This is a genomic window from Pseudomonas sp. WS 5011, from assembly GCF_012985775.1.
Taxonomy (GTDB): Bacteria; Pseudomonadota; Gammaproteobacteria; order Pseudomonadales; family Pseudomonadaceae; genus Aquipseudomonas; species Aquipseudomonas peli.
The window spans coordinates 81,169-94,216 of the sequence record NZ_JAAQXA010000010.1; the positions used below are offsets into that span (position 1 = coordinate 81,169).

The 13,048-nt window shown below is 58.9% G+C and carries 14 protein-coding genes; 10 read left to right on the plus strand and 4 right to left on the minus strand.

The window, feature by feature from the left end:
• Positions 1–77 precede the first annotated feature (77 nt).
• The 4 genes from dapE (at position 78) to HBN63_RS12675 (ending at position 3,028) form a co-directional block, all read left to right on the plus strand.
• The gene (gene dapE, locus HBN63_RS12660) at positions 78–1,232 is read left to right on the plus strand and encodes a succinyl-diaminopimelate desuccinylase (protein ID WP_090248412.1); all 1,155 of its coding nucleotides are present in this window, start codon (positions 78–80) and stop codon (positions 1,230–1,232) included.
• Positions 1,229–2,035: a putative RNA methyltransferase gene (locus HBN63_RS12665; RefSeq protein ID WP_170049657.1), complete on the plus strand. Its 807-nt coding sequence runs from the start codon at positions 1,229–1,231 to the stop codon at positions 2,033–2,035. Before dapE ends, HBN63_RS12665 begins: the two co-directional genes overlap by 4 nt.
• A gap of 2 nt (positions 2,036–2,037) precedes the next feature.
• Entirely contained in the window at positions 2,038–2,409 is a 372-nt protein-coding gene (locus HBN63_RS12670; protein ID WP_167144225.1) for a hypothetical protein, read from the plus strand.
• 109 nt (positions 2,410–2,518) lie between these two features.
• On the plus strand, positions 2,519–3,028 hold the full coding sequence (locus HBN63_RS12675; RefSeq protein WP_170049658.1) for a hypothetical protein: 510 nt from the start codon (positions 2,519–2,521) through the stop codon (positions 3,026–3,028).
• Here the strand turns inward: HBN63_RS12675 and HBN63_RS12680 are convergent.
• Positions 3,006–4,037, minus strand: coding sequence for an IS1595 family transposase (locus HBN63_RS12680; RefSeq protein WP_170049659.1), 1,032 nt, complete (start codon positions 4,035–4,037; stop codon positions 3,006–3,008). The genes HBN63_RS12675 and HBN63_RS12680 overlap by 23 nt on opposite strands.
• A gap of 226 nt (positions 4,038–4,263) precedes the next feature.
• On the opposite strand from HBN63_RS12680, the gene HBN63_RS12685 reads away from it, so the two are divergent.
• Positions 4,264–4,974, plus strand: a complete 711-nt coding sequence (locus tag HBN63_RS12685) for an endonuclease/exonuclease/phosphatase family protein (protein WP_170049660.1) — start codon at positions 4,264–4,266, stop codon at positions 4,972–4,974.
• Positions 4,975–5,065: 91 nt separating this feature from the next.
• Here the strand turns inward: HBN63_RS12685 and fadD1 are convergent, their stop codons facing one another.
• The gene (gene fadD1, locus HBN63_RS12690) at positions 5,066–6,754 is read right to left on the minus strand and encodes a long-chain-fatty-acid--CoA ligase FadD1 (RefSeq protein WP_170049661.1); all 1,689 of its coding nucleotides are present in this window, start codon (positions 6,752–6,754) and stop codon (positions 5,066–5,068) included.
• A gap of 377 nt (positions 6,755–7,131) precedes the next feature.
• A complete protein-coding gene (fadD2, locus tag HBN63_RS12695; RefSeq protein ID WP_170049662.1) occupies positions 7,132–8,820 on the minus strand; it encodes a long-chain-fatty-acid--CoA ligase FadD2 in 1,689 nt (562 codons plus the stop codon).
• 185 nt (positions 8,821–9,005) lie between these two features.
• On the opposite strand from fadD2, the gene HBN63_RS21890 reads away from it, so the two are divergent.
• From HBN63_RS21890 to HBN63_RS12715, 5 genes are all read left to right on the plus strand, one after another.
• A complete protein-coding gene (locus tag HBN63_RS21890; protein ID WP_262498947.1) occupies positions 9,006–9,410 on the plus strand; it encodes a hypothetical protein in 405 nt (134 codons plus the stop codon).
• A 48-nt stretch (positions 9,411–9,458) separates the two neighbouring features.
• Positions 9,459–9,734 (plus strand): hypothetical protein, encoded by a 276-nt coding sequence (locus HBN63_RS21895; protein WP_262498948.1) that lies wholly within the window; start codon positions 9,459–9,461, stop codon positions 9,732–9,734.
• Between the two features lie 72 nt (positions 9,735–9,806).
• Positions 9,807–10,769, plus strand: coding sequence for an alpha/beta hydrolase (locus HBN63_RS12705; protein WP_170049663.1), 963 nt, complete (start codon positions 9,807–9,809; stop codon positions 10,767–10,769).
• Entirely contained in the window at positions 10,766–11,236 is a 471-nt protein-coding gene (locus HBN63_RS12710; RefSeq protein WP_090248421.1) for a MaoC family dehydratase, read from the plus strand. Before HBN63_RS12705 ends, HBN63_RS12710 begins: the two co-directional genes overlap by 4 nt.
• 155 nt (positions 11,237–11,391) lie before the next feature.
• Positions 11,392–11,898 (plus strand): DUF1993 domain-containing protein, encoded by a 507-nt coding sequence (locus tag HBN63_RS12715; RefSeq protein ID WP_170049664.1) that lies wholly within the window; start codon positions 11,392–11,394, stop codon positions 11,896–11,898.
• 13 nt (positions 11,899–11,911) lie between these two features.
• Here the strand turns inward: HBN63_RS12715 and HBN63_RS12720 are convergent, their stop codons facing one another.
• Entirely contained in the window at positions 11,912–12,901 is a 990-nt protein-coding gene (locus HBN63_RS12720; RefSeq protein ID WP_170049665.1) for an alpha/beta hydrolase, read from the minus strand.
• Positions 12,902–13,048: the final 147 nt, after the last annotated feature.

Consider the following 13,048-nt stretch of genomic DNA (forward strand, 5'->3'; position numbering starts at 1 on the left):
ATACTAGACGGCGGCCAATGGCCGCCGTTTTGCTTTAAGATGGCGACCTTTCCGCTTGATGCCGCCTTGGAGCCGCAATGACCGCCAACGCCACGCCCCTCTCCCCGACGCTGGAGCTTGCCTGTGAGCTGATTCGTCGTCCTTCCGTCACGCCGCTTGATGAAGGCTGCCAGGAGCAGATGACGCGCCGCCTTGCCGCCTGCGGTTTCACCATCGAGCCGATGCGTATCGAAGATGTGGACAACTTCTGGGCCAGCCACGGCAGCCAAGAAGGCCCCGTACTGTGCTTTGCCGGACACACCGATGTGGTGCCCACCGGCCCGGTGCAGAAGTGGCAGCACCAGCCATTCGATGCGCTGATTGATGAAGACGGCATGCTCTGTGGCCGTGGCGCGGCGGACATGAAAGGCAGCCTGGCGTCGATGATCATCGCCGTTGAACGCTTTGTTGCGGAATACCCGGACCATAAAGGCCGTATCGCTTTTCTGATCACCAGTGATGAAGAAGGCCCGGCGCACCACGGCACTAAGGCGGTGGTTGAACGCCTGCGCGAACGTAACGAGCGCCTGGACTGGTGCATCGTCGGCGAACCCTCGAGCACTACCCTGGTCGGTGACGTAGTGAAAAACGGCCGCCGCGGCTCGCTCGGCTGCACCCTGACCGTACGCGGCAAGCAAGGTCATGTGGCCTATCCGCACCTGGCGCGCAACCCGATACATCTGGCCGCGCCGGCCCTGGCCGAACTGGCCGCCGAGCATTGGGACGACGGCAACGCATTCTTCCCGCCGACCAGCTTCCAGATTTCCAACCTCAACGCAGGCACCGGCGCGACCAACGTGATTCCGGGTGAGCTGAAGGCCATCTTCAACTTCCGTTTCTCGACTGAATCGACGGTTGAAGGTCTGCAGCAGCGCACTCAGGCCATCCTCGATAAACACGGCTTGGATTTTGAACTGGACTGGGCACTTTCCGGCCTGCCTTTTCTCACCGAACCAGGTGCCTTGCTCGACGCCGTAGCGGCCAGCATCAAGGCCATCACCGGCCGCGATACCAAACCGTCTACCAGCGGCGGTACCTCGGACGGGCGCTTTATTGCCACCCTTGGCACCCAAGTGGTCGAACTCGGCCCGGTCAACGCCACCATCCACCAGGTCGACGAACGCGTGCTGGCCAGTGATCTGGATGTGCTGACCGAAATTTACTACCAGACCTTGGTCAATCTGCTCGCATGAGCCTGACCTGCCCGATCTGCCAGGCGCCGCTGCAGACGCTCGACAATGGTGTGGCCTGCCCGGCCAACCACCGCTTCGACCGTGCACGCCAGGGTTACCTGAACCTGCTGCCTGTGCAGCATAAGAACAGCCGCGACCCAGGCGATAACGCCGCCATGGTCGAGGCCCGACGGCGCTTTCTCGACGGTGGGCATTACGCTCCTCTGGCGCAGCGCCTGGCCGAACTGGCCGCCGGTTATAACCCGGAACGCTGGCTGGATATTGGCTGTGGCGAGGGTTACTACACCACACAGATCGCCGACGCCCTGCCGCAGTCCGATGGCTATGCCCTGGACATCTCCCGCGAGGCGGTCAAGCGCGCCTGCAAACGTGCGCCGCAGCTGACTTGGCTGGTGGCGAGCATGGCCCGTGTGCCGCTGGCGGACGCCAGCTGCCAATTACTCGCCAGCGTCTTCAGCCCGCTCGACTGGCAAGAAGCCAAGCGCCTGCTCGCCCCCGGTGGTGGCCTGCTGCGCATGGGCCCGACCCGCGAACACCTGATGGAATTGCGGCAGAAGCTGTACGACGAAGTGCGTGACTACGATGATCAGAAACACCTGGAGCTGATCCCTGAGGGCATGCGCCTGGCTCACAGCGAAACCCTGACCTTTAATCTGCACCTGGACAGCAGCGAGGCCCGCGCCGACCTGCTGGCCATGACCCCACACGGCTGGCGCGCCAGCGCCGAGCGCCGCGCGGCGGTAATCGCCGAACCTTGCGACGTGACTGTCGCCATCCGCTACGACTGGATCGAGAGACTATGACCATGCGCCAACCGGATATCGAGATTTACCTGAAAGACGCCGACCACACCGCCATCGGCGAGTGGCTGAACAGCGCACTGGGCAGCTGCACGCCTTGGCAGCAGAAAGGCCAGACCTATAAATGCACGGCCGGCGACGTACCCGTCACCTGGCTGCCCAAAGCGGTTGGCAAATGGAACAGCCTGTACCTGGAAAGTGATGCCACGCCCTGGGCTGACGACCTGGCCTGCGCTCAAGCGGCCTTCGCGGCACTGAATGTTGAAGTCCGCTGCGCGCCGGGCGGCTGGCAGGAAGAAGAAAGCGACGAGCAAGCCGACCGCTGGATGCGCATCAGCGCTGATGGCGTAGAGGAAATCACCTGGCGCACAGCTTGACCGACCACTGAAACTAAAGCTCACCGCTGTTCGATCAGTTTAGTCGCAGACACGCTATTATGCACCACAAGCACATGACAGCCCGGCTGTCATGTGCTCTCTTCTCCTGATGGCCAACCATCACCCCAGAATCGCCAAATTGGCGAAAGACCTCGCGTACCGAAAAGGCGAGGTTCAAACACTCAACGCACGAGAAAAGGCACTGATTGCGGAGCTTGCTGAGACCAGATCTCAGAAGCAAGTTGCCGAAAAGGCTGTGCTTGAGCTTTCAAGAAAGATTCAGGACTTTCATCTGAACCCGGATGACGTTCGAACAATCCGGGCGACTCCTCGCTTAGATGGTGTTCGGCATGGGGTCTTCAGAAAAGAGTTGGCTCAGCTCTTACAGCAGACTGGCGAACCGCTTGGCACTGCCGAGATATTGGAGTTGCTACAAGGGGAAACTCTGGCTGGCTTCAAGCTGCCAACCAAGCGTCGTGACGCCATGCACAGGATCGCCCGTGATTTGAGGGTGCTTAGAGATCGTGGCTGGGTGATTCGTGCTGATGGTGGCAGCGCAGGTACTAAGGCGACTTGGCTATGGGTCGGCGAAAAGCCTACAAGCCAGGAATCGTCCTGAGTTCGCCTTCACGTTTGTTGCCCCGGACATAGTTTCGCCAATCCTTGGAGTGCGGGGTGTTGGTCACCTTGTAAAAGAGGTCGGTAACCTGACCGAGCAAGTCCGTTCGACGCATGTCCTCTCGCCAGTTCATCTCGCAGCTGTAGTCCAGCATATAGCGCGGCGTAATCCGGTGGAAAACGCCAATGAACGCCCGCCGTAATCGCGAGAAATAGCTCTCGGCCTGGTTCTGGTTCACGCCCGCATCGGTTGAGAATTCGCGCGAGTGATTGACAGTCTCGTGGCTGAAGCCGATGTACTGGAGCTTCCGGTACGCTGGCAGTTCGTCCGTGTAGACCTTGCTGCCTTTCTTCACATATCTCTCAACGAGCGGGACAACCTGGCTATCCTCGGCCTTGCAGATAGCAGTGATCGTACGGATAGCCCCTGGACGACCGCCTTGTTCTAGGGGGCGGGTATCGCACTCCCGAAAGACGATGATGATGCGCCTGTTCTCGTGCAAAGGATTTTCCGCAGGGCCCACCTTATCCCGATGCTGGTACTTCTTAGCCAGCTTCGGTAGTTCCTTTTCCGCGACCTTTCTAGGCTTGCGCTTTTTGCCGGAAAAGTGGCCACCATCGATCTCCACATGCCCTGATAGGGGCCTGACCTCAGTGCTCAACATGATGGCTTCACGGATTTTATGCATCAGCAGATATGCCGTGCGGTACTGCACCCCCAGGTAGCGTCTGAGCGCAAGCGCCGAAAGCCCTTTCTGGTTAATGGCGAAGTAAAACAGGGCCTTGAGCAGAACACGGTACTTGAGTTTATGCCCGTGGAAAGCGGTTCCGCTGGTCAACGAGAACGTGCTGAAGCAATGCTTGCAGCTCCATTGCAGTCGCGTGCAACGGAAATAATGCTTGTCGCGAACGCCGCAGTCCGGACATACCTGATGATCTTCTGATTGCCAGCGCATTCCTGCCAGGAAGGCATGCGCCTGCGCCTCCGAGAGACCATCTAGGTCGCTCATCGAGGTCGTCAGGGCCTCCTTCTTGAGCCAAAAATATGCTGCCACCAGAACACCACTGTTTATTTATACAGTGATGAGTCTACCGCTAAAAGCAAAATGCGCAAGCCTGCTAAAAGCTCTCTATCACGGGCCTTGCGGGGTATTTTTGTGCTACAAAAATTAATCAATCAGTGTCAGTGATAGACTCATCCACGCGATTCTTCACGCCAAAGGAATGTCCGTCTGAATGCGTATTGTGAGCTGGAACTGCAACGGTGCCTTTCGAAAAAAACTCCATCTGCTGGAGGAGTTGAACGCAGACGTCCTTGTGATCCAGGAATGTGAAGACCCATTTCAGTGTCGTGATGCCCACTACAAACAATGGGCAACTAATCACCTGTGGGCCGGTGACAACAAGAACAAAGGGCTTGGCGTCTTTGCTAAGCCCGACGTTCGGCTAGAACCTCTGAACCTTGACTCGGGGCGCTTGCAGTTGTTTTTGCCGCTTATGGTCGATGACATCACGCTGCTAGCAGTTTGGACAAAAGAGGCAGGCTCCCCGACGTTCAAATACATCGGGCAGCTCCACAAATGGCTTGAATTACACAAAGCTCATTTGGCCACACCGAAGGCTGTCGTCATCGGAGACCTAAACAGCAATGCCTGTTGGGATGTTTGGGATCGTTGGTGGAACCACTCGGATGTGGTTAAAGAGCTTGAGAGTCTGGGGCTTCATAGCCTCTACCATTCTCAAGCCGGGGAGGCCCAGGGGGCCGAGACCCAGCCAACATTTTTCCTGCATCGGAAGCTGGAGAAGCCCTATCACATCGATTACGCATTTCTGTCCGAAATGCTTAAGATCGGTGCCCGCATATCAATCGGTGCTGCTGATCACTGGCTAGAGCACAGTGATCATTTACCACTCATTGTCGATATTGCGCCAGGGACTAACAGATAACCATTTGATTATTAAGGCTTTGTGTCCCTGGTGCATAATAGCGCGCAGACACAAAAAACCCCGCCTAGGCGGGGTTTTGTTTAGCGCGGTTTTACTTCTTGCCCATCTTCTTCAGTTCTTCATCACGCAGTTCGCGGCGCAGGATCTTGCCCACGTTGGTGGTCGGCAGGACGTCGCGGAACTCTACGGCTTTCGGCACCTTGTAGCCCGTGACGTTGGCGCGCATGTGCTCCATCACCTGCTCTTTGGTCAGGGTTTCACCCGGTTTGACCACCACGAAGATCTTGATCGCTTCGCCCGACTTCTCATCCGGCACACCGATGGCCGCGCACTGCAGCACACCTGGCAGAGTGGCGAGCACGTCTTCCAGCTCGTTCGGGTAGACGTTGAAGCCGGACACCAGAATCATGTCCTTCTTGCGGTCGACGATACGCATGTAACCGTCTTCCTGAATCACCGCGATATCGCCAGTCTTCAACCAGCCTTCGGCGTCGAGGATTTCGTCGGTGGCTTCCTGACGCTGCCAGTAGCCCTTCATCACCTGCGGACCTTTGACGCACAGCTCACCAATCGAACCCAATGGCTGCTCGACGCCTTCGTCGTCGATCACCTTGCACACGGTCGACGGTACCGGAATACCGATGGTGCCGATTTGGATATTGCTGAACGGGTTGACCGAGGCCACCGGACTGGTTTCGGTCATGCCGAAGCCTTCGCAGATCGAGCAACCGGTCACCTGCTTCCAACGCTCGGCAGTCGCCAGTTGCAGCGCCATACCGCCGGAGAAGGTGGCTTTGAGGGTGGAGAAGTCCAGCTTGCGGAAGTCCTCGTTGTTGCACAGGGCAACGAACAGGGTGTTGAGGCCGACAAAACCGGTGAATTTGTACTTGGCCAGATCCTTGGTCATCGCAGGCAGATCACGCGGGTTGGTGATCAGCACGTTGTGCCCACCAATCAGCATCATCGCCATGCAATGGAAGGTGAACGCATAGATGTGGTACAGCGGCAATGGCGCGATCAGCACTTCGCTGCCTTCGCTCATTTCCGAACCCATCAGCGCCTTTACCTGCAGCATGTTGGCGATCAGGTTGCGGTGGGTGAGCATCGCGCCCTTGGCCACGCCGGTGGTGCCGCCGGTGTATTGCAGCACGGCAATTTCACCATTGGCCGGAGCTGCTTCTTTCACGCTCTGACCACGGCCTTTGGCCATGGCAGCGGTAAATTTGACGGCTTGCGGCAGGTTGTAGGCCGGGACCATCTTCTTAACGTGTTTGACCACACTGTTGACCAGCAGGCGCTTGAGCGGCGAAAGCATGTCGCCGACTTCAGTGATGATGACCGTCTTGATCCCGGTTTTCGGCAGAACTTGTTCAGCCAGGTGGGCCATATTGGCCAGGCTGACCAGGGCCTTGGCGCCGGAATCGTTGAATTGGTGTTCCATTTCCCGCGCGGTGTAGAGCGGGTTGGTGTTGACCACCACCAGACCGGCGCGCAGGGCACCGAAGACAACAACCGGATACTGCAGCACGTTAGGCAGTTGCACGGCGATTCGGTCGCCAGGCTGCAAGTCGGTGTTCTGCTGCAAGTAAGCGGCAAAAATGCCGGACAACTCGTACAGCTCACCATAGGTAATGGTTTTACCCATATTGCTGAAAGCTGGCTTGTCGGCGAAGCGTTGGCAGGACTCTTTCAGTACCGCCTGGATGTTCGGGTACTGGTCAGGATTGATTTCGGCAGCAATCCCAACGGGATACTTATCCTTCCAAAAGTTTTCGGTCATGGAAGCCCACTCCTCAGCAACAGCTTGATCTTCACCGCGCGTAGACGGTTGTTTATTGTAGATTTGCGTGTTTTCTGCGATTTGAACGGCAAAAAATTGCCGGGAGCAATTTTTGACGTCACACAGCAACAGCCTGGAAAGCAGGGTCGCCATGGATGGTGGATCACAAAAAAGCCGCCCGAGAGTAGCAGCTTTGCCAAACAGCGACTAGCACCAATAAGCGCCGCAGCAGTCACAAAAATGACCAGCACGGCAATTTAAGTCACTTTTATTGATGACGCTGAAAGCAGCGAGTTACAGGGGTTGCGCGGGGATTGGCGGAGGTTTCATACAGCCGCAGCTAAACCTGCGGCTGTATTGACGCGACCGTGTATGCGTCAGGCGATATCGCGCAGCTCGCGACGGAGAATCTTGCCGACCGGCGTCATAGGCAGCGAGTCGCGGAAGACGATCTGCTTGGGCACTTTGTACCCGGTGAAGTTTTCCTTGCAGTAGGCCTTCAGTTCATCGGCACTGAGGCTGCTATCGCGGGCTACCACGAACAGCTTGACCGCTTCCCCGGACTTCTCATCCGGCACGCCGATGGCCGCGCAACTGGCGACTTTCGGGTGAGCCATGACCACATCTTCGATCTCGTTGGGGTATACGTTGAAACCCGAGACGATGATCATGTCCTTCTTACGGTCGACAATGCGCACAAAGCCATCCGGGTCGATAACCGCCACATCCCCGCTCTTGAACCAGCCCTCGGCGTCCAGCACCTCGGCGGTGGATTCTTCGCGGTTCCAGTAGCCCTTCATCACCTGCGGGCCCTTGATGCACAGCTCGCCGCGCTCGCCCAGGCCTTGCTCAACGCCGTCATCATCAATGACCTTGAACGCCGTACCCGGCACCGGAATGCCCACCGTGCCCAGACGCGCTTTATCGCCATAAGGGTTGGTACTGGCCACTGGCGAGGTTTCGGTGAGGCCATAGCCTTCGACTACAGTACAGCCGGTCATCGCCTGCCAGCGCTCGGCGGTGGCCTTGACCAGGGCGGTGCCACCGGAGTTGGTGACCTTGAGCTTGGAGAAATCCAGTTTCTGGAACTCGGGGTTATCCATCAGCGCCACGAACAGCGTGTTGAGGCCCAGTAGCGCGGAGAACTGCCACTTACCCAGCTCCTTGACGAAGCCTGGGATATCACGCGGGTTGGTGATCAGCACGTTGTGGTTGCCGTTGACCATCATGCACATGCAGTTCGCGGTGAAGGCATAGATATGGTATAGCGGCAGCGGCGCGATCATGATTTCCTGGCCCTGCTTCATCAGCGGGGTGCCATCGTTGCCCAGCTGCGACAGACAGGCATCGACTTGCAGCATATTGGCCACCAGGTTGCCGTGGGTGAGCATCGCGCCCTTGGCCACACCGGTGGTGCCGCCGGTGTATTGCAGCACGGCGATGTCTTCCTGGCCGACCTTGACCGGCTTCAGCGCATGCCCTTGGCCCTGTTTGAGTGCATCCTTGAAGCCCACCGCCTGCGGCAGGTGGTAGTCAGGAACCATCTTCTTGACCTTCTTCACCACGGTGTTGACCAGCCAGCCTTTCAGGCTAGGCAGCATGTCACCCATCTTGGCTTCGATCAGGTAGTCGATCTCGGTATCCGGCAGCACATCCTGCACCAGCTTGCCGAACATGTTCAGGTACACCAGCGCACGCACGCCGGCATCCTTGAACTGGTGGCGCATCTCGCGGGCGGTGTACAGCGGGTTGGTGTTGACCACAATCAGCCCGGCGCGCATAGCGCCGAATACGGCAATCGGGTACTGCAGCACGTTGGGCATCTGCACGGCGATGCGCTCGCCCGGTTGCAGGTCAGTGTGCTTTTGCAGGTAGGCGGCAAAGGCCGCCGAGAGCCGATCAAGCTCGGCATAAGTCAGGGTCACGCCCAGGTTGCTGAAGGCGGGCCGGTCGGCGAACTTCTTGCACGAGCGCTCGAACACCTCGATTACCGACTTGTAAGCCCCCAGGTCGATGTCATTGGGTACGCCGGCCGGGCGTTTGTCACTCCAGAAATCAGGCTGCATTATTTTTATCCTCTTGCCCTGAGATGGTCTAATCCGCGCTGCGGAGTTGGCTGGAAGTTAACAGCTAACGCCAAACAGGCAAATAGCCGAGCAGCGTCATTGACGCACTGAATCTTGCCGCTCCCTATGGAACTATCCTGCCGCGCCACCTATAACCAATCTGCACCCTGCGCTGACGGCTCCCCATGCCTATCGTTCTATTCGTTGCAACATTGCTGTTTTTCTTCGCGCAATCGGCGCAGGCCCAGCCACAACTGCGCATGGCCACCCTGGAATACCCGCCCTACAGCTCTGAACACCTGCCGGATGGCGGCAGCATCGTCGCTCTGACCCGCCGCGCCTTTGCTGTACGTGGCTATCCGCTGCAGATCGACTTTCTACCCTGGGCGCGAGCGCGCGTTGAGCTGGGCAACGGCAACTACCAGGGCGCGCTGGCGCTGTGGCCCAAGGAGATTAACGAGGAAGGGCTGCAGCCCTCGCGCCCGCTGTTTTACAGCGAACTGGGGCTGTTTATCCGCAACGGTTATCCGCTGCAGTTCAGCCAGCTGCAGGAATTACGCGGGCGCACCCTGGGCATCGTACGCGGCTAGGGTTACCCACAGCATATTCTCGATGCTGGGCTTACCCTCGAAGACGCCGTGGACGACATCAGTAACCTGCGCAAGCTCAATGCCCGGCGTTTCGACATGGTGTTGCTGGAACGTATCGTCGGTAACCATTTGATCGCAAACGATGAACAACTGCGCGGCAAGCTCAGCTGGCAGGGCAATGTGCTGGAGCGCGTCCCGCTGCTGGTCGGCTTTGTACCCGCCAAGCCCGGCGAACCGGATTGGAGCGCAGTGTTTGAGCAGGGCCTGCGCGATCTACACAGCAGCGGCGAATATATGCAGATATTGCGCAGCCATAATCCTTAAACCCGCACGGACTTTGCGCCGCGCCGCGCGGGGTGCACAATGCGCAGCTTCTGCAGGCTTAAGGGATTCGCCATGCTCCACCAAGCGTTCTGGCTCAATAGCACCGATGCAGCGCCCCTCTTTGTCAACCGCTGGTACGCCGAACAGCCGCCGAAAGCGTTGCTGATGGTCGCTCACGGCATGGCCGAACACAGCGGGCGCTATGCACGCCTGGCCGAAGCACTGGTGGCGCAAGGCTTCGAGGTGTATGCGCATGACCAGCGCGGGCACGGCAAAACTGCCGAACATGGTCTACTCGGCCACTATGCCGACAACAAGGGCTGGGAGCTGGTGGTCAATGACCTGGCCCACCTTAACCATCATATGCGCCAAACCCACCCGCAAACGCCGATATTCCTGCTCGGCCACAGCATGGGCAGCTACATCAGCCAGGCCTACCTGATGCACCACAGCTGCAGCCTACAGGGCGCTATTCTTTCCGGCTCCAACTACCAGCCCGTGGCGCTGTACCGCGCCGGCCAGTTGCTGGCACGCTTCGAGCGCTGGCGGCAAGGAGCGCAGGGGCGCAGTGCGCTGCTGGAGTTCGTTTCGTTCGGCTCATTTAACAAAGCCTTCAAGCCCAACCGCACCGCCTTCGACTGGTTGAGCCGCGACCCGCTGGAAGTCGACAAATACATCAGTGACCCACTGTGCGGCTTCCGCTGCAGCAATCAGCTGTGGGTCGACCTACTCGGCGGCTTGCAACAGATCACACCGCTGGAAAATCTTGCGCAGATCGACAACAGCCTGCCGCTGCTGGTGATCGGCGGGGCCTGTGACCCGGTCAGCGACGGCCGCCGTCAGCAGGACCTGGGTAATGCCCTGAGCGCCGCAGGCAACCAGCACGTACAGGTCAAACTCTATCCCGATGCGCGTCATGAGCTGCTCAACGAGAGCAACCGCGACGAAGTCACCACCTACATCATCGACTGGTTGCAGCAGGCTCTCAGCCAACCGCGCCAGTGCCACCAACAGAGCCAAGAGAGCCACCCATGACCCAGAGCAGCAACACGCCCTACGACGCCCTCGAAGTCGGCCAGACCGCCAGCTACAGCAAGACCGTCAGCGAACGCGACATCCAGCTGTTTGCCGAAGTATCCGGCGACCACAACCCGGTGCACCTTGACGCTGAATATGCTGCCACCACCATGTTCAAGGAGCGTATCGCCCATGGCATGTTCAGCGGTGCATTGATCAGCGCCGCCGTGGCCTGCGAACTTCCTGGCCCAGGCACTATTTACATCGGCCAGAGCATGCGCTTCACCGCACCAGTGAAGCTCGGTGACACCCTCACCGTGCGTCTTGAAATCCTTGAGAAACTGCCAAAATTCCGCGTGCGTGTAGCCACTCGCGTGTTCAACCAGAACGATGAGCTGGTGGTCGATGGCGAAGCGGAAATCCTCGCCCCGCGCAAAGCGCAGACCGTTGAACTGACTCAGCTGCCGCCCATCACCATCGGCTAAAAATTGCTTACGATCGACTACCCGTTGCTCGGCGGCAAGATCATCAACAGCTTCTAAGCTTGTTAGCCCACGTCACCGCCGCTGCCTGCGGCGGTGCACCGCCCTTCTACACAATCGCACCGAGGCAATCCGCTTCGGCGCTTCTGGAGATTTTCATGTCCCTGTCCATGTACCAAGCATCCATCCCGGTCTTCACCCGCCAGCTAAACAACCTGTCGACTATCCTCGGTATCGCCGCCGCCCACGCCGAAGAGAAGAAGATTGAGCAGAGCGTATTTCTCAACGCGCGCCTGGCCCCCGATATGTTTCCACTAAGCCGCCAGGTGCAGATCGCCTGTGATGGCGCCAAGGCTGGCGCTGCCCTGCTGGCTGGGGTCGACGCACCGAGCCATGCCGATGATGAAGCCAGCTTTGCCGAGCTGCAGGCACGCATCAGCAAGACCCTGGATTTCCTGCACAGCCTTGACGCTGCGCAGATCGACGGCAGCGAAGCGCGCACCGTCACCCTCAAGCGCCGCGACAAGGAAACCCACTTCCAGGGTCAGGCCTTCCTACTCGATCACGTCATGCCGAACTTCTATTTCCACTGCACCACTGCCTACGCCATCCTGCGCCACAACGGCGTGGCCATCGGTAAGCGTGACTTCCTAGGCACTCGTTAAGTAACTCTGCGCCTTAAAGCCGCGCCCACTGCCCATCGCCCCGATGGGCCTGCAGGTGCGGCAACACCGCCGCCAGCAAGGGTTCTTTGAACGCTTCCTGAAAGCGGTGGGCCAGACCGGGGATCAGTCTCAATTCACTGTTCTTGATATGCGCCGCCACATGCACGCCGTGCATCACCGGCAGCAGCGGATCGGCCGTGCCATGCACCACCAGGGTTGGCACGCGCAGACGGTTAAGCAGCTCGACCCTGCTCGGCTCCGCGAGAATGGCCAACAACTGACGTTGCACGCCTTCGGGGTTGAACGCCCGGTCGTAGGCAATCTGCGCCTGTTGCAGCAGTAACTGCCGGTCATCGCTGACCGCCGGGCTGCCCAGCGCGGCCAGCAGGTCAGCCTGCTGCTCCAGGGCTATCGCGCGGTTGGGCGCTTCACGTTTGGCCAGCAGACTCAGTAGCGCACTACTTGGCGCCGGCAACCCCTGAGCACCGGAGCTGGTCATAATCAAGGTCAGGCTCTGCACCCGCTCAGGTGCAAGGTCGGCCATATGCTGGGCGATCATCCCGCCCATGCTCGCCCCAAGTACGTGAACCTCACGCACGGCCAGTGCATCCAGCAAGCCCAGGGCATCCTTGGCCATATCGCGCAGCCCATAAGGCGCGGCCACCGACAGACCGAGGCGATAACGCAGTGCTTCATAGGTCAGATTGATTTCTGGCGCGTTGCCAGCCCATGCACTCAGCCCAACATCGCGGTTATCGAAGCGGATCACCCGAAAGCCCTGCTCACACAGGCGAGCCACCACTTCATCCGGCCAGTGAATCAACTGCCCGCCCAGGCCCATAACCAGCAGCAGCGCAGGATCGCTGTCGCGACCAATGCTCTGATACGCCAGACGCACCTCGCCCACATCCGCCATGTGCGTCGGCACCTCCACATCACAACGCTGCGCCGCAAAAACCGGCAGGCCGCACAACAGTGCAGCGAGAAGAATCAACCCACGCATAACATCACCCAGACCCGGGACAGCAGAACGCAGCACCCCATTAAGACTCGAGTGTGGTGATGTTTGTGCGAGCGCGCTGCCACACAAGCGTGACAATTTGATGAAGGGGGACGAGCGGTCTTTCTACAGCGACAAAAAATAGCGAAA

Excerpts from the sequence above, each read along its gene's own strand:
- dapE (WP_090248412.1), top strand. The coding sequence starts at position 78 with ATGACCGCCAACGCCACGCCCCTCTCCCCGACGCTGGAGCTTGCCTGT.
- HBN63_RS12665 (WP_170049657.1), top strand. The coding sequence starts at position 1,229 with ATGAGCCTGACCTGCCCGATCTGCCAGGCGCCGCTGCAGACGCTCGAC.
- HBN63_RS12670 (WP_167144225.1), top strand. The coding sequence starts at position 2,038 with ATGCGCCAACCGGATATCGAGATTTACCTGAAAGACGCCGACCACACC.
- HBN63_RS12675 (WP_170049658.1), top strand. The coding sequence starts at position 2,519 with ATGGCCAACCATCACCCCAGAATCGCCAAATTGGCGAAAGACCTCGCG.
- HBN63_RS12680 (WP_170049659.1), bottom strand. The coding sequence starts at position 4,037 with ATGAGCGACCTAGATGGTCTCTCGGAGGCGCAGGCGCATGCCTTCCTG.
- HBN63_RS12685 (WP_170049660.1), top strand. The coding sequence starts at position 4,264 with ATGCGTATTGTGAGCTGGAACTGCAACGGTGCCTTTCGAAAAAAACTC.
- fadD1 (WP_170049661.1), bottom strand. The coding sequence starts at position 6,754 with ATGACCGAAAACTTTTGGAAGGATAAGTATCCCGTTGGGATTGCTGCC.
- fadD2 (WP_170049662.1), bottom strand. The coding sequence starts at position 8,820 with ATGCAGCCTGATTTCTGGAGTGACAAACGCCCGGCCGGCGTACCCAAT.
- HBN63_RS21890 (WP_262498947.1), top strand. The coding sequence starts at position 9,006 with ATGCCTATCGTTCTATTCGTTGCAACATTGCTGTTTTTCTTCGCGCAA.
- HBN63_RS12705 (WP_170049663.1), top strand. The coding sequence starts at position 9,807 with ATGCTCCACCAAGCGTTCTGGCTCAATAGCACCGATGCAGCGCCCCTC.
- HBN63_RS12710 (WP_090248421.1), top strand. The coding sequence starts at position 10,766 with ATGACCCAGAGCAGCAACACGCCCTACGACGCCCTCGAAGTCGGCCAG.
- HBN63_RS12715 (WP_170049664.1), top strand. The coding sequence starts at position 11,392 with ATGTCCCTGTCCATGTACCAAGCATCCATCCCGGTCTTCACCCGCCAG.
- HBN63_RS12720 (WP_170049665.1), bottom strand. The coding sequence starts at position 12,901 with ATGCGTGGGTTGATTCTTCTCGCTGCACTGTTGTGCGGCCTGCCGGTT.